Annotated in this window: 18 protein-coding genes and 1 pseudogene; 9 read left to right on the forward strand and 10 right to left on the reverse strand. The window is 68.5% G+C overall.

Features of this window, described 5'->3' with window-relative positions; genetic code table 11:
- Positions 1-66: 66 nt before the first annotated feature.
- The 4 genes and pseudogenes from A5714_RS27460 to dnaA form a co-directional block, all read right to left on the reverse strand.
- Positions 67-198 (reverse strand): annotated as a pseudogene (locus tag A5714_RS27460) (hypothetical protein); the annotation flags it as partial.
- Complete coding sequence (recF, locus tag A5714_RS15990) at positions 195-1,346, reverse strand: DNA replication/repair protein RecF (protein ID WP_068286591.1); 1,152 nt, start codon at positions 1,344-1,346, stop codon at positions 195-197. The pseudogene A5714_RS27460 and the gene recF, both read right to left, overlap by 4 nt.
- A complete protein-coding gene (gene dnaN / locus A5714_RS15995) occupies positions 1,347-2,549 on the reverse strand; it encodes a DNA polymerase III subunit beta (RefSeq protein ID WP_068067663.1) in 1,203 nt (400 codons plus the stop codon).
- 558 nt (positions 2,550-3,107) lie between these two features.
- On the reverse strand, positions 3,108-4,634 hold the full coding sequence (gene dnaA / locus A5714_RS16000; protein WP_068286612.1) for a chromosomal replication initiator protein DnaA: 1,527 nt from the start codon (positions 4,632-4,634) through the stop codon (positions 3,108-3,110).
- Between the two features lie 611 nt (positions 4,635-5,245).
- Here dnaA and rpmH point away from each other — a divergent pair.
- From rpmH to A5714_RS16035, 9 genes are all read left to right on the forward strand, one after another.
- A complete protein-coding gene (gene rpmH / locus A5714_RS25450; protein ID WP_068111553.1) occupies positions 5,246-5,389 on the forward strand; it encodes a 50S ribosomal protein L34 in 144 nt (47 codons plus the stop codon).
- A 23-nt stretch (positions 5,390-5,412) separates the two neighbouring features.
- Positions 5,413-5,769, forward strand: a complete 357-nt coding sequence (gene rnpA / locus A5714_RS16005) for a ribonuclease P protein component (RefSeq protein WP_068286594.1) — start codon at positions 5,413-5,415, stop codon at positions 5,767-5,769.
- Positions 5,766-6,110, forward strand: a complete 345-nt coding sequence (yidD, locus tag A5714_RS25455) for a membrane protein insertion efficiency factor YidD (RefSeq protein WP_369829449.1) — start codon at positions 5,766-5,768, stop codon at positions 6,108-6,110. Before rnpA ends, yidD begins: the two co-directional genes overlap by 4 nt.
- The gene (gene yidC / locus A5714_RS16010; RefSeq protein WP_068286597.1) at positions 6,094-7,173 is read left to right on the forward strand and encodes a membrane protein insertase YidC; all 1,080 of its coding nucleotides are present in this window, start codon (positions 6,094-6,096) and stop codon (positions 7,171-7,173) included. Before yidD ends, yidC begins: the two co-directional genes overlap by 17 nt.
- 79 nt (positions 7,174-7,252) lie before the next feature.
- Positions 7,253-7,816: a R3H domain-containing nucleic acid-binding protein gene (locus tag A5714_RS16015; protein ID WP_068286620.1), complete on the forward strand. Its 564-nt coding sequence runs from the start codon at positions 7,253-7,255 to the stop codon at positions 7,814-7,816.
- 55 nt (positions 7,817-7,871) lie between these two features.
- Positions 7,872-8,579 carry a 16S rRNA (guanine(527)-N(7))-methyltransferase RsmG gene (gene rsmG / locus A5714_RS16020; protein ID WP_068286598.1) on the forward strand — a complete coding sequence of 236 codons (708 nt, stop codon included), beginning with the start codon at positions 7,872-7,874 and terminating at the stop codon, positions 8,577-8,579.
- Complete coding sequence (locus tag A5714_RS16025) at positions 8,576-9,541, forward strand: ParA family protein (RefSeq protein WP_369829450.1); 966 nt, start codon at positions 8,576-8,578, stop codon at positions 9,539-9,541. The genes rsmG and A5714_RS16025 overlap by 4 nt, the downstream gene beginning before the upstream one ends.
- A 15-nt stretch (positions 9,542-9,556) precedes the next feature.
- Positions 9,557-10,537, forward strand: coding sequence for a ParB/RepB/Spo0J family partition protein (locus tag A5714_RS16030; RefSeq protein WP_068286600.1), 981 nt, complete (start codon positions 9,557-9,559; stop codon positions 10,535-10,537).
- A 265-nt stretch (positions 10,538-10,802) separates the two neighbouring features.
- On the forward strand, positions 10,803-11,555 hold the full coding sequence (locus A5714_RS16035; RefSeq protein ID WP_068067647.1) for an acetyltransferase: 753 nt from the start codon (positions 10,803-10,805) through the stop codon (positions 11,553-11,555).
- On the opposite strand, the gene A5714_RS16040 is transcribed toward A5714_RS16035, so the two are convergent.
- The 6 genes from A5714_RS16040 to A5714_RS16065 form a co-directional block, all read right to left on the reverse strand.
- Positions 11,552-12,772 (reverse strand): N-acetylmuramoyl-L-alanine amidase, encoded by a 1,221-nt coding sequence (locus A5714_RS16040; RefSeq protein ID WP_068067643.1) that lies wholly within the window; start codon positions 12,770-12,772, stop codon positions 11,552-11,554. The genes A5714_RS16035 and A5714_RS16040 overlap by 4 nt on opposite strands.
- A gap of 132 nt (positions 12,773-12,904) precedes the next feature.
- Positions 12,905-13,258: a thioredoxin gene (trxA, locus tag A5714_RS16045; RefSeq protein ID WP_068067641.1), complete on the reverse strand. Its 354-nt coding sequence runs from the start codon at positions 13,256-13,258 to the stop codon at positions 12,905-12,907.
- Entirely contained in the window at positions 13,255-14,265 is a 1,011-nt protein-coding gene (gene trxB / locus A5714_RS16050) for a thioredoxin-disulfide reductase (protein ID WP_068067638.1), read from the reverse strand. Before trxB ends, trxA begins: the two co-directional genes overlap by 4 nt.
- A 93-nt stretch (positions 14,266-14,358) precedes the next feature.
- Positions 14,359-15,129: a hypothetical protein gene (locus A5714_RS16055; protein ID WP_068286606.1), complete on the reverse strand. Its 771-nt coding sequence runs from the start codon at positions 15,127-15,129 to the stop codon at positions 14,359-14,361.
- A 50-nt stretch (positions 15,130-15,179) separates the two neighbouring features.
- Entirely contained in the window at positions 15,180-15,767 is a 588-nt protein-coding gene (sigM, locus tag A5714_RS16060) for an RNA polymerase sigma factor SigM (protein ID WP_068286609.1), read from the reverse strand.
- Between the two features lie 66 nt (positions 15,768-15,833).
- Positions 15,834-17,076, reverse strand: a 1,243-nt coding sequence (locus A5714_RS16065) for a protein kinase family protein (protein WP_197513746.1), incomplete at its 5' end; no start/stop codon positions are given.

A 17,076-nucleotide genomic window follows, 5' to 3' on the forward strand; every position in this document is an offset into this window, starting at 1 on the left:
AAAGCCAGTTGCTGGCCAAAATCGCCGCGGCGGTGGGCGCCGGCGTCGTGACCTCCCTGAAGATCACCGGCCCCGCCCGGCGTCCTTGCCCTGCGCCCGGGCCGCCGCCCGCGCCTCCTCGAGCGTGCGGCGGACCAAGTCGATGCCGGTGAGCTTGCCGGGGTCGGCGTCCCCGGCGCGCTGCGTGTCATCGGTCATGGCTGTACCTCCGATACCCGGCCGGAATCACCGTCGCGCAAGTCGATGCGCACCAGCGTGGCGTCCCAGCCCGTGGGAATGTCATCGACCACCGCCGCGGTGATCAGGACCTGTTCGGCCGATTCCGCGACGGCGGCCAGCGCACGCCGCCGTGCGGCGTCCAGTTCGGCGAATACGTCGTCGAGCAACAGCACCGGTTCGCCCCCGTCGGCGCGCAGCAATTCGTATGCGGCCAACCGCAACGCCACCGCGAAAGACCACGATTCCCCGTGGCTGGCAAAGCCTTTCGCGGGCTGATCACCGAGCCACAGCTCGAGATCGTCGCGGTGCGGACCCACCAGGCACATCCCGCGTTCCAGCTCCGCGTCCCGCCGCGCGGCTAGCGCCACGAGCATCGCCGCCTCGAGGAACTCCCGGTCCGGGGCGTCGACGGCAACCTCGGAGCCCAGGCTGGACCGGTAGGCGATCGACGCCGGCCGCGATCCCGGTGCCAACAATTGGTAGGCCTTCTCCACCTCTGGCGCCAGTTGATTGACCAGGTCGATGCGCGCCGCCATCAGGGCGGACCCGTGTTCGGCGAGGCGGCTGTCCCACACGTCGAGGGTGTCCAGCGCCCCGCGATCGCCGCGGTAGCGCGCGCCCGCCGCGGATTTCAACAGCGCGGTGCGCTGCCGCAGGACTTTCTCGTAATCGGCCCGGATGCCCGCGACCGTGGGGCGGCGCACGATCGCCAGGTCGTCGAGGTAGCGGCGCCGGTCCGATGGATCACCGCGCACCAGCGCCAGGTCCTCTGGTGCGAACAACACCGCCCGCAAGACCCCGATCACCTCTCGGGTGCTGCGCACCGGCGACCGGTTCAGCCGCGCCTTATTGGCGCGGCCCGCGGCGATCTCCACGTCGACGGCGCACTCCCTGCCGTCGTTGACGACGATCGTGGACACCACCGCACGGCTGGCCCCAGCCCTTAGCAGCGGGGCGTCAGTGCCCACCCGGTGCGACCCTAGGGTGCTCGAATACCACAGCGCCTCAACGAGATTCGTCTTACCAAAGCCGTTGGGGCCGACGAAGACGGTCCGCCCCGGCGCCAGCTCGAGGTCGACGTGTGCCCAGGACCGGAAGTCGCGCAGCCCCAAATGCCGGACGTACACTCAGCCGGGCAACCGAACGGGCATCAGCAGGTAGACGTAGTCCGTGGGCAGCGCGGAGTAAGGACCGGTGCCGGTCGGGTGGCTGTCGTCGTCGAGTACCGGGCGCAGCAGCGCCGGCTTACCGGGGGTGGTGAACCCGAACGACACCCGCTCCGAGTGCACCGAGCCCAGCCCGTCGGTCAGATACGTCGGGTTGAACGCGATCGTCAGCGGGTCGCCCACGAAGTCGACGGCCAGGTCCTCTTCGGCGCGGCCGACGTCGTCGGCCCCGGCGGACAACCGCAGCGAGCCGTCGCTGAATTCCATCCGCACCTGCGCGCCGCGGTCGGCGACCAACGCCACCAGCTTGATGGCCTCGGTCAGTTCCGCGACGTTGATGGTCGCGACCGCGGTGTGCTCCGCGGGCAACAGCTGGCGGAACTTCGGGAACTCCGCGTCGAGCAGGCGGGTCGTGCTGCGCTTTCCGTTGCCGGTGATGCCCAACAAGCCGTCCTTGCCGACCCCGGTGCCCGCGCCCAACGACAACCGCACGTCGGAGCCGTCGGTGCCCGCGCGGGCCGCCTCGGCCAACGTCTTGGCCGGCACCAACACCGCGGCGTCGATGTCGGACGACGCAGCCGACCAGGTGAGCTCGCGCACCGCCAGCCGGAACCGGTCGGTCGCCGCCAAAACGACCGTGTCACCGGTGATTTCGACCCGGATGCCCGTCAGCATCGGCAAGGTGTCGTCGCGCCCGGCGGCGATCGCGACCTGGCTGATCGCTTCGGCGAACAGGTCGGCCGGCAGCGTGCCGGTTTCCTCGGGCAGCGCGGGCAACGTCGGGTAATCCTCAACGGCCATCGTCGGCAACGAGAATCGCGCGTTGCCGCAGTTCAGCGCGACCCGGTTGCCGTCGACGTAGAAATCGATCGGCTTGTTCGGCAGCGCCCGGACGATGTCGGACAACAGCCGGCCCGACACCAAAACACTTCCTGGAGAAGCGATTTCGGCCGCAATCTGCGCTTCGGCGGACACCTCATAGTCGAATCCCGAGATCGTGAGGCCTTCGTCGGAGCCCGTCAACAGCACCCCCGACAGCACCGGCACCGCCGGCCTGGTCGGAAGATTCTTGGCCACCCACGAAACCGCGTCGGCGAAGGATTCCCGCACCAAACGAAACTTCAAGTCGCCGCTGAGACCAGCCGTCGTCGTCGCCGCGTCCATAGCGTCCCTTCACCTACCAGCGTATTCGAATTCAGTGGCTAGCCTCCCCCGCTAGCACGGGGCTGCGCCACGAACGCCGGCAACACCTGCTACGCCGACGACGACCGTAACGGCAGTCGAAGAACAACCGTAGATCCTCCGAGGCCATCTTGAAAGCTAAACGCCGAGGCCGACAAGCCGGGCTGACGATGGGTTCGTCCGGCGCTGCGCACGGTGGCTCCCCAAAGCCGTCTTTGGAAGAAGAACCGATGAAGATATCTCAGTACCAGTAATAAGGCCTGTGCATCCTGGGGAGAAACCCACTTCGGTGCAGCTAGCGCCCCGATCGCGCTGTGGATGAGAGTGGCCCTGCCTGTGCGTCGGGTGTTGGGGCGTTGGGGATTACAGGGGGGTGTGCACGGTGGGCCCGCCCCTGCACGGGCGTTTGCATGTTCTGTACACAACGCTGCGCACAACCCGCGGCTGGGACGGGTGTGACAGGGGTGCGGGAAGTTTTTTCAAATTACATGCGCGCGCAGGAGCCCCGCGGGGGCTGAGAGGGGGTCGCGGCGGTGTGAGTCAGCGCTTGGAGCGCTGACGGATGCGAGTGGTGAGCTCCTTGACGTGATCGAACACCTCACGCCGCTCGGCCATCTCGGACAGAATTTTGCGCTGGGCGTACATCACGGTGGTGTGGTCACGGCCGAACGCCTGCCCGATCTTGGGCAGCGACAGGTCGGTCAGCTCGCGGCACAAATACATTGCGATTTGCCGTGATTGGGCCAACGCCCGCGTCTTACCGGGCCCGCGCAGTTCCTCAACCGTGGTGTCGAAGTACTCGGCCGTCGCCGCCATGATGGTCGCGGCGCTGATCTGCATCGTGCTCGCATCGGCGATCAGGTCGCGAAGGACGATCTCTGCCAACGATTTGTCGATCTGCGTCTTGTTCAGCGACGCGAATGCGGTGACCCGGATCAGGGCGCCCTCGAGTTCGCGGATGTTGCGCTCGATGCTGCTGGCGATGAGCTCCAGCACGTCGTCGGGGACCGCGAGCCGCTCCATCTGCGCCTTCTTACGCAGAATCGCGATGCGCGTTTCCAGTTCTGGGGGCTGCACGTCGGTAATCAGGCCCCACTCGAACCGCGTCCGCAGCCGGTCTTCCAGGGTGGCGAGCTGTTTGGGGGGCCGGTCAGAGGAGATGACGATCTGTTTGTTGGCGTTGTGCAACGTGTTGAAGGTGTGGAAGAACTCTTCCTGGATACCTTCCTTGCCCTCGATGAACTGGATGTCGTCGACGAGCAGCACGTCGACGTCGCGGTAACTGCGCTTGAACGCCACCTTGCGGTCGTCGCGCAGCGAGTTGATGAAGTCGTTTGTGAATTCCTCGGTGGAGACGTACTTGACCCGCATCCCGGGGAACAGTCGCTGCGCATAGTTCCCGGCGGCGTGCAGCAGGTGTGTCTTGCCCAACCCGGACTCGCCCCAGATGAACAGCGGGTTGTAGGCCCGGGCCGGCGCCTCGGCGATGGCCAGCGCCGCCGCGTGCGCGAATCGGTTCGACGCGCCGATGACGAAGGTGTCGAAGGTGTAGCGCCGGTTGAGGCTGGTGCCGCCGGAGATCGCCGGGTCGACGGTGTGCGGGCGTTCGGTGAAGTAGTTCGGCCACCCCTGCTGGGTGTCGCTGACCAACTCGCCGTTGTCGAAGTTGTCGTCGACGTCCAGGAGATCGTCGGTCGGGGCGCCGTCATTGTGCGCGAACGAGTCCGGCGCGGCGACGACGGCGTCGTCGTTGTCGTCGGAGGGTGGGGCGATCCGGACACCGAGCTGGATCTGCTGCCCGAGCCGGCGGCTGAGGGCATCGGTGATGGGGGCCCGCAAATGACGTTCGATCTCGTTTTGGACGAAGCTGCTGGGCACCGACAGCAACGCGAATCCCTCGACGATGGTCAGCGGCCGCACCAGGTTCAGCCAGGCGCGTTGCTGCGGGGTCAGGGGAGTGATGAGTGTGCGATTCGGTGTGCCACCGTCCGCGGTGGACTCGCCGTTGAGCTCGGAGACGACCGCGTTCCAGACGGACGTGAAACCTGAACCGGGGTCATCGGTCAACGACGCATCTCCCTGGTTCTCGAGCATCCCGGGTCGAGGTACAACTACACCTGCCGACGACGTACTTGTCCACATAGTTATGCACAGGTGTGGACAGGATGATTGGGTGCGAGCCACAACCTACCGGCGACGGCTCGCGATCTCCGCGCTGCGTAACACCGGCGAACAGTGTCTAGGCAGCGAGGTGATCCACCATCCTCGCTTCATTGTCGAGCGCCGCCTCAGTCTAAAACGGCATTGGCAGAAGCTAACAGTTTTCCGTTCTGCTGCCAACCGTTCTGCTGCATTCCAATCCGGGGGTTGAAGGTACTTCGGGCCTGGTTCGGGTTGTCATGGTAGCGACACCGCGGCGTCGTGAGACCGAAACGGGAAAGGTCATCGCGCCACCTCGGGCGGGTGCGTTGCAGCAGGCCAGGTTTGACCAGGCGAAGCCTCGTCAGTACCCTCAAACAGTCGCCCGAAAGTCGGCGATACGGCTGCGACCCGAACCGGGTTCGGGGACCGCGCCGGGCAGTGGCAGTAAGAGTACATCTGACCGACCGCAGACGAGCTCCCGGGCACGCGTCTGATGTGCGGCCGGATGGCGTGCGAGACACAACGAGGAGAACGTCGTGGCCAAGGGCAAGCGGACCTTCCAGCCGAACAACCGGCGCCGAGCCCGCGTGCACGGGTTCCGTCTGCGGATGCGCACCCGCGCCGGTCGCGCGATTGTGTCGGGTCGGCGTCGGAAGGGACGCCGCGCGCTCACTGCCTGATCGCACCGTCAGGTTTCCCGGCGGTGCTGCCCGCACGCAACCGCATGAGGCGGTCAACGGAGTTCGCCGCGACGATGAAACACGGGATTCGTTTGAAACAGCCCGATCTCGTCGTGCACGTTCGGCGCGCCAGCGACCCGAAGCTCACCGGCCCGCATGTGGGGTTGGTCGTCGGCAAGACCGTGGGCTCGGCCGTCGAGCGCCATCGCGTCGCCCGCCGGCTACGACACGTCTCCCGCGCCATGCTGAGCGAGTTGGCTCCCATCGATCAGTTGGTGATCCGGGCACTGCCCGGTAGCCGGACGGCGTCCTCGGCGCGGCTCGAGCAACAACTGCGGCGATGTGTCCGACGCGCCCTATCCGCGGACACCCCGTCGTGACCGGCCGGGCGCGGCTGCGCGGCTGGCCCCGATCCGCGGGCGCGGCGGCGGCGCGGGCTTTGGTCTTCGTCATCCAGCTGTACCGGCATATGGTGTCGCCGCTGCGGCCGGCGACGTGTCGGTTCGTGCCGACGTGCAGTCAGTACGCGGTGGACGCGCTGGGCGAGTATGGCTTGTTCCGGGGCGGTTCGCTCGCCGCCGCCCGGCTCGCCAAATGCGGACCATGGCATGGGGGCGGATGGGATCCGATACCGGACCGCCCGGAGTGCCACAAGAACCTCGAAGATGCCAGCGACGCGCGCCTACGGGTGGCGCGAGGGGAGCGTGAATCTTTTGTTTGATTTCTTCAGCCTCGACTTCGTCTACTACCCGGTGTCGTGGATCATGTGGGTCTGGTACAAGCTGTTCGCCTACCTGCTGGGCCCGTCGAACTTCTTCGCGTGGGCGCTGGCGGTGATGTTCCTGGTTTTCACCCTGCGCGCGCTGCTTTACAAGCCGTTCGTCCGGCAGATCCGCACCACCCGCCAAATGCAGGAGTTGCAGCCTCAGATCAAGGCCCTGCAGAAGAAGTACGGCAAAGACCGCCAGCGGATGGCGCTGGAGATGCAGAAGCTGCAGCGCGAGCACGGCTTCAACCCGATCCTGGGCTGCCTGCCGATGCTCGCGCAGATCCCGGTGTTCCTCGGCCTCTACCACGTCTTGCGTTCGTTCAACCGGACCACCGGCGGCTTCGGGCAGCCGCACCTGTCGGTGGTGCAAAACCGGCTAACGGGCAACTACGTGTTCACGCCCGCCGACGTCGGACATTTCCTGGACGCCAATCTGTTCGGCGCACCGATCGGCGCTTTCATGACGCAGCGCACCGGCCTCGACGCGTTCACCGTGTTCCACCGGCCCGCGGTGATTCTGGTGGGCCTGCCGGTGATGGTGCTCGCCGGCATCGCGACCTACTTCAACAGCCGGGCGTCGGTGGCGCGGCAGAGTCCGGAAGCCGCCGCCAACCCGCAGACGGCGATGATGAACAAGCTGTCGCTGTATGTGTTTCCTCTCGGCGTCGTGGTCGGCGGACCGTTCCTGCCGCTGGCGATCATCCTGTACTGGTTCGCGAACAACATCTGGACGTTCGGCCAGCAGCACTACGTGTTCGGGATGATCGAGAAAGAGGACGAGGCCAAGAAGCAGGAGGCGATCCAACGACGCGCCGCGAATGCGCCTGCGCCGGGGGCCAAGCCGAAGCGGACCGCCAAGCCGGCCGCCAACGGTGCGCCGATCGACCCTGAGGTGGAGTCCGACGACGACGCCTCCGACCCGCCCGCCACGGGAGCAAGTGGCCCGGCGGGCGGCGCCGGAGCGAGCAACCGCACCCCGCGTCCCGGGGCGCGGCCGAAGAAACGCAAACGCTGACACCGGCGGCATAGCTGAACGAGCCGCCTCGCGGGCGGCGTCGGTTGGGCCCCTGGCCCATGTGATGAGGGAGATGGACATGACAGACGCGGACACCACCGAGCGCGACGTGGACACGGTCGACGCCGAGCTGACGGGCGACGAGGGTGCGGAGGACACCGCCGACAATCTCGACGACCTGGAGGAGCGACTGGTCGCCGAGGGCGAGATCGCGGGGGACTACCTCGAGGAGTTGCTGGACCTGCTCGACTTCGACGGTGACATCGACCTCGACGTCGAGGGCAACCGCGCGGTGGTAAGCATCGACGGAAGCGACGACCTGAACAAGTTGGTGGGCCGCGGCGGTGAGGTGCTCGACGCGCTGCAGGAATTGACCCGCCTTGCCGTGCACCAGAAGACTGGGGTCCGCAGCCGCCTCATGCTCGACATCGCGAGCTGGCGACGCCGACGTCGCGAGGAGCTCGCGGCGCTGGGCGACAAGGTGGCCCGGCGCGTTCTGGAGTCCGGTGGACGCGAGGAGCTCGCGCCGATGACGCCGTTCGAGCGCAAGATTGTGCACGACGCCGTGGCGGCGGTGCCGGGCGTGCACAGCGAGAGCGAGGGCGTCGAGCCGTCGCGCCGCGTGGTCGTCCTGCACGGCTAGTTACATCCATGTAGTTCGAGCCGAGGGGCCGCGCCGTGCACGCGTCGATTCGAGGATGTTTCACGTGAAACATGACGATTCGAGCGAGACCGACCGCGACTCCTCGCCGGCCGCCGCGTTATTCGGCGCGCGCTTGCCACTGGCACACCGCTATGCGGAGATCCTCGCGGGGCCGGGCGTCGAGCGGGGGCTCCTCGGGCCGCGGGAAGTCGACCGGATCTGGGACCGACACCTTCTCAACAGCGCGGCCCTCGCGGAGTTGCTCGAACCGGGGGAGCGGGTAGTTGACATCGGCAGTGGCGCAGGGCTGCCGGGGATACCGCTGGCCATCGCGCGGCCAGATTTGGACGTCGTTCTGCTCGAGCCGCTGCTGCGCCGCAGCGAATTTCTCAACGAAGCCATCGGCGAACTAGGGTTGACCGTCGAGGTGGTCCGCGGCCGCGCCGAGGAACCATGGGTGCGCGAACGGTTCGGCGAAAGGGATGCGGCGGTGTCGCGAGCGGTGGCGGCGTTGGACAAACTGACAAAGTGGAGCGTTCCGCTGCTGCGGCCCGGCGGCCGGATGCTCGCCATCAAGGGGGAGCGCGGTCCCGACGAACTCGACCAGCACCGGCGTGTGATGGAAGCGTCGGGCGCCATTGATGCCAGGGTGGTGACATGTGGCGCGACCTATTTGCGTCCTCCCGCAACCGTCGTGATAGCGCGACGCGGACAGCAGCCGCGGGTTCGGCGGCCACGGATTGGGAAGGCGGGAACCCGATGAACACCTCACCCGACTGGTCGGCCGCAGCGGGCGCCGAGGCCGAGGTGGGTGCCCGGCACGCCGAACCGTCCAACGCGCCGACGCATGTTTCACGTGAAACATCGCCGGAATTCGATACGCCGATTGGCGCCGCCGCCGAACGGGCCACCCGGATCCTGCACACCACGTACCCGCCGCTACCACGGCCGCGGCACCGCCGCGTGTTCACCGTCGCTAACCAGAAGGGCGGGGTCGGCAAGACCACCACGGCGGTGAACCTCGCGGCGGCGCTGGCGCTGCAAGGACTCAAAACCCTCGTCATCGACCTCGACCCGCAAGGCAACGCGAGCACCGCGCTGGGCATCACCGATCGACAGGCCGGCACGCCGTCCTCCTACGAGGTGCTCCTCGGCGAGGTCTCGCTCGAGGCCGCGTTGCGGCGCAGCCCGCACAACGAACGGCTGTTCTGCGTGCCGGCCACCATCGATCTGGCCGGCGCCGAGATTGAACTGGTCAGCATGGTGGCGCGGGAAAACCGCCTCCGCACCGCCCTCGCCGAGCTCGACAGCTTCGACTTTGACTACGTCTTCGTCGACTGCCCGCCGTCGCTGGGGCTGTTGACCATCAACGCGCTCGTCGCCTCGCCCGAGGTGATGATCCCGATCCAGTGCGAGTACTACGCGCTGGAGGGCGTGTCCCAGCTGATGCGCAACATCGAGATGGTCAAGGCGCACCTCAACCCCGCGCTCGACGTGACCACCGTGGTGCTCACCATGTACGACGGCCGCACCAAGCTTGCCGATCAGGTGTCCGAAGAGGTGCGCCGATACTTCGGCGCCAAGGTGCTGCGCACCGTGATTCCGCGCAGCGTCAAGGTCTCCGAGGCGCCGGGGTACAGCATGACGATCATCGACTACGACCCCGGATCACGCGGGGCGATGAGTTACCTCGACGCGAGCCGGGAACTCGCGCAACGCGACTGACGCGGAAGGACGATCATGACGCAGCCATTACGCAAGAAGGGTGGCCTCGGCCGGGGCCTGGCTTCGCTGATTCCGACCGGGCCGGCGGACGGTGACTCGGGGCCGGCGACGCTCGGTCCCCGGATGGGCGACGCGGCGGCCGACGTCCTGATCGGCGGTCCGGGACCGACCGCGGCCGCCATGGGCGCCGTCTACCGGGAGATCGCGCCGGCCGACATCGAGCGCAACCCACGCCAGCCGCGACAGGTGTTCGACGAGGAAGCGCTGTCCGAACTCGTGCACTCGATTCGCGAATTCGGCTTGTTGCAGCCGATCGTCGTCCGCGCCGTGACCGGATCGAGTGGCGCCCGGTACCAGATCGTGATGGGGGAGCGGCGCTGGCGGGCCGCCCAGGAGGCCGGCCTCGCGACGATCCCCGCCATCGTGCGCGAGACCGGCGACGACAACCTGCTCCGCGACGCCCTGTTGGAAAACATCCACCGGGTGCAGCTCAACCCCCTGGAGGAGGCGGCGGCCTACCAGCAGCTGCTCGACGAATTCGATGTCACCCACGACGAACTCGCGACGCGCATCGGGCGTAGCCGCCCGCTGATCACCAACATGATCCGCCTGCTGAAGCTGCCCATCGCGGTGCAGCGCCGGGTCGCCGCCGGGGTGCTCTCCGCCGGCCACGCCCGCGCGTTGCTGTCGTTGGAGGCCGGCCCCGAGGCGCAGGAAGAGCTGGCCACCCGGATCGTCGCGGAGGGCCTGTCGGTGCGCGCCACTGAAGAGGCGGTCACGCTGGCCAACCGGGGGAGCGGGTCCGCGCCGGCACCCCAGCGCCGCAAGCCGATTCAGATGCCCGGCCTGCAGGACGTCGCCGACCGCCTTTCGACGGCGTTCGACACCAGGGTCACGGTGAGCCTCGGCAAGCGGAAGGGCAAGATCGTCGTCGAGTTCGGGTCGGTGGACGACTTGCAGCGAATTATCGACGTGATGAGCCCGCCGAACCCGTGACCAACCACCCGCTGTGATTACGTCACTGTGACACCGGCCGCCTGAGGGCCGAGTCGTCGGCAGCGCAGGCGGGCGCATCCACGCGAAACGTTGTGAGCGGTAACCACTTTCGCAACGCCGGGGATCGGGCCCGGCAGGCGACGGTCCGCAAGCCGGTCCGCCCGTCGTTGTGGGGGCTGCGCTGGCCCGATCACCGGGCTCTCTCCTATCCTGGAGAGGTTGCCGGTGCCATTGGCTGCGCTACAGCACAGGAGCCAGGAGGCTAGTGTCCGCCCGAATCACGCCACTGCGACTCGAGGCTTTCGAGCAGCTTCCCAAGCACGCCCGCCGCTGCGTGTACTGGGAGGTCGATCCGGCGACCCTCGGTGACCAGGACCACCTCGCCGATCCTGAGTTCGAGAAGGAAGCCTGGCTGTCGATGGTGATGTTGGAGTGGGGGTCGTGCGGCCAAGTCGCCACGGCCGTCGTCGACGAACGCAGCACCAGTGAGCCGCCCTGCCTGGGCTACGTGTTCTACGCGCCGCCCCGCGCGGTGCCGCGGGCCCAGCGCTTTCCGACCGCACCCGTCTCGGCGGACGCCGTGTTGCTGACGTCGATGGGGATCGAGCCGGGACAGACCATCGACGACCTCCCGCACGGCCTGATCGCCCGGGTGATCGACGAACTGGTCCGCCGCGGTGTGCGCGCGCTCGAGGCCTTCGGCCGCACCCCGGCGGCGGCCGAGCTGCAAGACGCGGCGACGGCGCCCCCGGATGTGCGGCCGGTGCTGGAGATCCTCGGCGACTGCTCGGTGGACCACTGCGTGATGGACGCCGAATTCCTCCAAGACACGGGCTTCGTTGTGGTGGCGCCACACGTGTACTTCCCGCGACTGCGCCTGGAGCTCGACAAGGGCTTGGGGTGGAAGGCCGCGGTGGAGGCGGCGTTGGAGCGCCTGCTGGAAACCGCGCAACTCGAGCAGCCGGTAGGGGCGGGGTCCCCGGTGGCGAATCGACTGAAAACCGCGCAGGACGGTTAGGAGCCGCCCAGCTTGCCGGCGCGGTCCACGGACAGCTCGTGCGCCAGCAGTTCGGCGAACGTGAAGGTGCCGGTGGGCCGGTCGTTCTTGCCCAACAGGTAGAGCCGCTTGACGGCGGCCAGAATGCCTTCGGCGACGGCGTCGCGGGTCTGCGCCGCGACGAGCATGCCGCGATCGTGCGGGTTGGTGATGTAGCCGACGTCGACCTGGACCGTCGGCATCCGGGTCAGCCGCAGCAGATCCCAGGTGCGTCCGTGGGTCCGGCAATCCTGTAACCCGGTGCGGGCCACCACTTCCCGTTGGATGAAGTCGGCCAGGTTACGCCCGATGGTCGAGACCGATCCGTGGGAATTGCCGAAGTGGAAGGACGCCACGCCGCTGGCCGCGGGGCTGGGCTGACTCTCGCAGCGCAGGCTGATCATCAGGTCCGCGCCGACGTTGTTGGCCGTGGCCGCGCGTTCGGCGTCCGACGGGCTGCGGTTGATCGGTCGCGACAGGAACGTCTCCATGCCGATGGCCGCCATCCGGCCCTCGAGCCGACTTCCCAAGTCCCACAACACGTCCGCTTCGCTGATCGGCCCCGACGGGCCCTGCATGATGAGGCCGTGGTCGGCGCCGCCGCGGCCCGGGTCGATGATGATCCGCTTGCCCGACAGCTTGGGCCCGGAGCTGCGGACCAGCTCCTCTTCGCGCAGCGCGTGCGGGGAGCCGCCGCTGACCCGAGAACTCAGAAAGTACAAGGAGCGCAACGTTTCCGGGCCGCAGATCCCGTCGGCGGACAACCCGTACTCGCGCTGATAGGACATCAGGGCGTTGTGGGTCTGCAGGCCGAAATGCCCGTCGACGAGCCCGATGTAGAACCCGAGATCCTGCAAGCGGGCCTGCAGCGTGGCGATGTCGTCACCGAACAGGGGGGCACCGAATTGGTGATACAACGTGCGGGCGCCCAACCGATACGAAGCCTCTTTGAGCGCCCGGTAAGTGGCCTCGCCGACGACGCCGTCGACCAGCAGCCCGCGATGTTGTTGGAACGCACGCACCGCCTGGTCGAGCTCGGCGTCGAAGAGCTCCAGCGTCACCTGTCGGCCGGTGTTGAGATCCTCCTCGGATCCGTCGAGCAACCCCAGCGTGACCAGGGTGGCCCGGATCTCGGTCACAGCCGCGCTGCGGTCTCCACAGCGCAGCGCGTCGCTGTGTTCGCGGCGCGGACTCGACATACCAAGGGCCCCCCGGGGACGTCTCTGACAGGTTTTACGTGGGCAGCAGCTAACCGTATTGTCGCAGACGCTTCCCGAAATACAGAAAACCCCAGGCCGTACCCGGGCGTGGTGCGCGCGCCGCCAGCGGCGTCAGCCGAGGTTGGGAACCGCGTCCGAAAGCTCGCGCAACAGCGCGGCCTTCCCCTTGGCGCCCACGATGCGCTTCACCGGCTGGCCGTCTTTGAACAGGATGAGCGTCGGGATGGAGACCACTTGAAAGTCACGCGCGGTCTCGGGGTTGGCGTCCACGTCGAGTTTGGCGACCGTGAGCTGATCGGCTCGCTCGCTGGCGATCTCCTCGAGCACCGGCGCGACCATCTTGCAGGGGCCGCACCATGTGGCCCAAAAGTCCACCAGCACAGGCTTATTGCTGGACAGCACCTCGGTCGAGAACGATGCGTCCGAGACTTCTACTGTGGCCCCGGCCTTTTGCGCGTCGGTCATTGCGGTGCTCCAATCAAGGTGTCGTTACTGCCAGGAAATTCGGTGGCGTCGCCCTGCGCGGCGGCGCTGTCCTCTTCATGGTCGGCGAGCCAGCGCTCGGCGTCGATGGCAGCCGAACAGCCGCTGCCGGCCGCGGTGATGGCCTGGCGGTAGGTGTGGTCGACCAGGTCGCCCGCGGCGAAGACGCCGTCGATCGAGGTCGCCGTGGTGCGACCGCGCACCAGCACGTACCCCTCGGGATCGGTCTCGACGGCGTCGCGCACCAGGGCCGAGCGGGGGTCGTGGCCAATCGCGACGAAGACCCCGGTCACGGGCAGGGTGGTCTCCTCGCCGGTGACCGTGTCGCGCAACCGCAGGCCCGTCACGGTGTCGGTGCCGTCGACGCCCAGCACCGCCTTATTGGTGAGGATGGTGATCTTGTCGTTGGCGCGGGCGCGCTCGAGCATGATGCGCGAGGCGCGGAATTCGTCGCGGCGGTGCACCAAGGTCACGCTGCGGGCGAACCGGGTGAGGAACGTGGCTTCTTCCATCGCCGAGTCACCGCCGCCGATGACCGCGATGTCCTGGTCGCGGAAGAAGAACCCGTCGCAGGTGGCGCAGGAGGAGACGCCGCGGCCGAGCAGTTCCTGCTCGCCGGGCACCCCGAGGTAACGGGCCGCGGCGCCCATCGCCAGGATCACCGAGCGGGCCTGAAAGGTCTCACCCTCGGCCGTCGTCACCGTCTTCACCGGCCCGTCGAGCGACACCGATTCGACGTCTTCCATGCGCAGGTCGGCGCCGAAGCGCAACGCCTGCTCGCGCATCTGGTCCATCAACTCCGGGCCGGTGATGCCGTCACGAAAGCCCGGGAAGTTCTCCACCTCGGTCGTCGTCATCAGCGCCCCGCCGAACGACGTGCCCTCGAACACCAGGGGCGCGAGTTGCGCCCGCGCGGTGTACAGCGCGGCCGTGTACCCCGCGGGGCCCGAGCCGATGATGATCACATCGCGGATATCGGAGGAAGTCATGCAAACCTTTCGAACGACTTATCTCTGGATCTCTGAAAACGCCAGCGTAGGCGCCGCTGTTCCCGGGTGTGTCGCACGACCCATGCCTCCACACTAAGGCCGCGGGACTTGTGTGTTGGCCAACAGTCCGGTATCCGCGGCGCTGCAACTGGGCGCTACCGCGTACACCGCAAGGGTGCGGGGTGTGTCGGCGGCGACGACCAACACGACGCCGGGCCGGGCGTTGATCTCGATGGGGCGCGCGCCGAGCACCTCGGTGGCAGCGGGGTAGCCGAGGCCGGTGAGGCACGAGGCGCGCCGGGCGGGGTCGGCGAGGGGGCCGTAGTCCGGCGGGTGGCCGAGCAGCGCCTGGATCTCGCCTTGGGTCAGCGGGATCGCCATGGGCGGGGTCGAGACGGTGATCAGTTCGGCGGTGTCGGGGGTGCTGGGCGCGGGGCCGGGCGCCCTCATGAGCGCGACCGTGCCCACGCCGATGGCGGCGAGCACGGCGCCCAGACCCGCCACCGCCGCGGCGACGCGGGACGGACGCACGACCGGGCGGGCGGAGTGCGTGGGTGGCTCGCCCGTCGTCGGGCCGGCCGGGCCCGCGGCCCGCACCGCCGCGGCGACCTTGGCGCCCAGGTGCGGGGGAGGGTCCGGCGCGGATCGCGGGTCGTCGCCGAGCGCGGCGACGTCACGCCGCACCCGGTTGAGCGCGGCCAAGACGTCGGCGGCGGCCGGGTCCTCCCGGACCTGCTTGCGGACTTGCGCGGCGGTGTCGTCGTCGAGCGCTCCGGCCTGCAGGTCGGCGAGCAGTTCCACGGTCAGGGGCCGGTCGGGCCCCGCACGGTCGGGCCCGGGCGTCGCGTCGTTGTCCGCATCCATCCGCCCCAGTGTCCGTCATGCGCGGTCCGGCGGCCACGCACGGTCCGGGGTCAGGCGGGGCCGGCGGCGGCGTCGGGTGCGGTATGGGCGCCGGCGTTGAGGTAGCCGAGCAGGTCCGCCAGACGCACCCGGGCGCGCGCGCAGCGGCTCTTGATGGTGCCCTCGGCGACGCCGAGCAGGCGGGCGGTGTCGGAGACCGAGTAGCCCTGCATGTCGACCGCCACCAGCGCCGCGCGTTGTTCCACCGGGAGCCGCATCAGGGCGCGCTGCACCAGAATCGCGGTCTCGACCTGCCCCGTCCGGTCGGCCACCGGGTAGATGTCCTCCAGCGGGACGGTCGGGTGGCTCTTGGCGCGGCGCAACCGGTCCAGGCAGGCGTTGACCACGATTCGATGTAGCCAGCTGCCGACCGCGGCGTCGTGCCGGAAGGATCCCGCGCCGCGGTGGGCCGAGAGCATCGCGTCCTGCAGGGCGTCTTCGGCGTCCTCGGGGCTGCGGGTCGTGAGCCGGGCCAGCCGGTGCAGCTGCCGTTGATGGCGGCCGAACAACTCGGCGAAGGCCTGGCGGTCACCCGCGACGTGGGCCGCCAGCAACTCGGCGTCCGTCCGCTCGCGCTTGCCGTTTCTTCCGAAGCCCACGGCCGGACAGTATCCAATCGGCCATGCCGCGGCACTTCACTCGACGAGCCGATGTGAGGGGCCGGATCAGGACGCGGCCTGGACCGTGATTTCCGAGAGGGCGCCTTGGCTCTTGCCGTTGGTGCTGCCCAACGTCGTGATCCAGACCAACAGGTTCGACGTCGGCGACCCGGCGCGGATCGGGATCACGTTGTGGCCGGTCTTGAGCGAGAAGGCGGGGGCGAGGACGGAGGTGTCACTCAGAGAACCCGGGGTCGGCGACGTGGCCGAGCGGATCTCGACCTTCATGCCGGTGCTCGGCGTGTCGATGGTCACCTGGCCGACGACGGTGGGGTTGGGCAGCTGCAGCATCAGCCCTTCGCCCTGCTTGAAGCTGGGGAATGGGACGGCGTCGGTGTAGACCTCCGTCGACCAGGACGTGCTCGGGTCGCCGTCGATGGCCTGGCCGGCCTGCCCGGGGTTATCCGCGTCGCCGTCGGGGGAGTAGACGCTGGCCTTGGTGGGCCTGACCACGCTGCCGGCGATCGCCGAACTGGTGGCCGACGACGACGTCGACGACGAGGGCCCGTTGAGGCCAAGCTCGTCCTTGTTCAGGCCGCCGCCGACGTTGCCGAAGATCTTGCTGACCACCGAGGCCAACACCAGCAGGGCCACCACGATGACGGCGAGCGCGGCCCCGGCGCCGATGAGCAGGTTGCGGCGTCGTCGCGCGAGGGCCGTGTGATCTTGCCCGGCGGACAGCCGACCGCTGGACGGGGACACGGAGTCGTCGATGGGGCCGAGCACCTCGGTGCGGTCGGCGACCGCGGTCGCCTGTTGCAGCAGGTTCAGCAGCGTCGAGGCGCTGCGGATCCCGCCGTCCTCCTGCACCGCGCGGACCGCGACCGCGGAGATCTGGAAGGGGATGTCGCGGTGCACCGTCATGGGTTCGACGGGGTTGCCCGCGGCGTCCCGGTCGGCCGGGGCCAGACCGCTGCGGGCCCCCGACTCCGGCAATGGCCAGCGGTTGACCAGCAACGCATACAGCGCCGCTCCGATGCCGCGGATGTCATCTTGCGGGTTGGCGTTGGGCATGGTCGCCGGGTAGGCCAGCACCACGTCACCCTCGATGCTGACCCGCACCCGGCTCGGGTCGTCGATCGACAGCGCGACCCCGGCGCGGTGGGCCGCGTCGGCGGCAGCGGCCAGCGATTGCATGGCCCGCACGGCGCCGACGGGCGACGGGGCGGTGTCGGCGACCTCCTGCAGCGAGCCGCCGCGAATCCATTCGGCGACCACTAGCCCACCGCTATTGGTGTGGACGACGTCG

The sequence above is a fragment of the Mycobacterium sp. E2462 genome, assembly GCF_001672685.1.
Lineage (GTDB): Bacteria > Actinomycetota > Actinomycetes > Mycobacteriales > Mycobacteriaceae > Mycobacterium.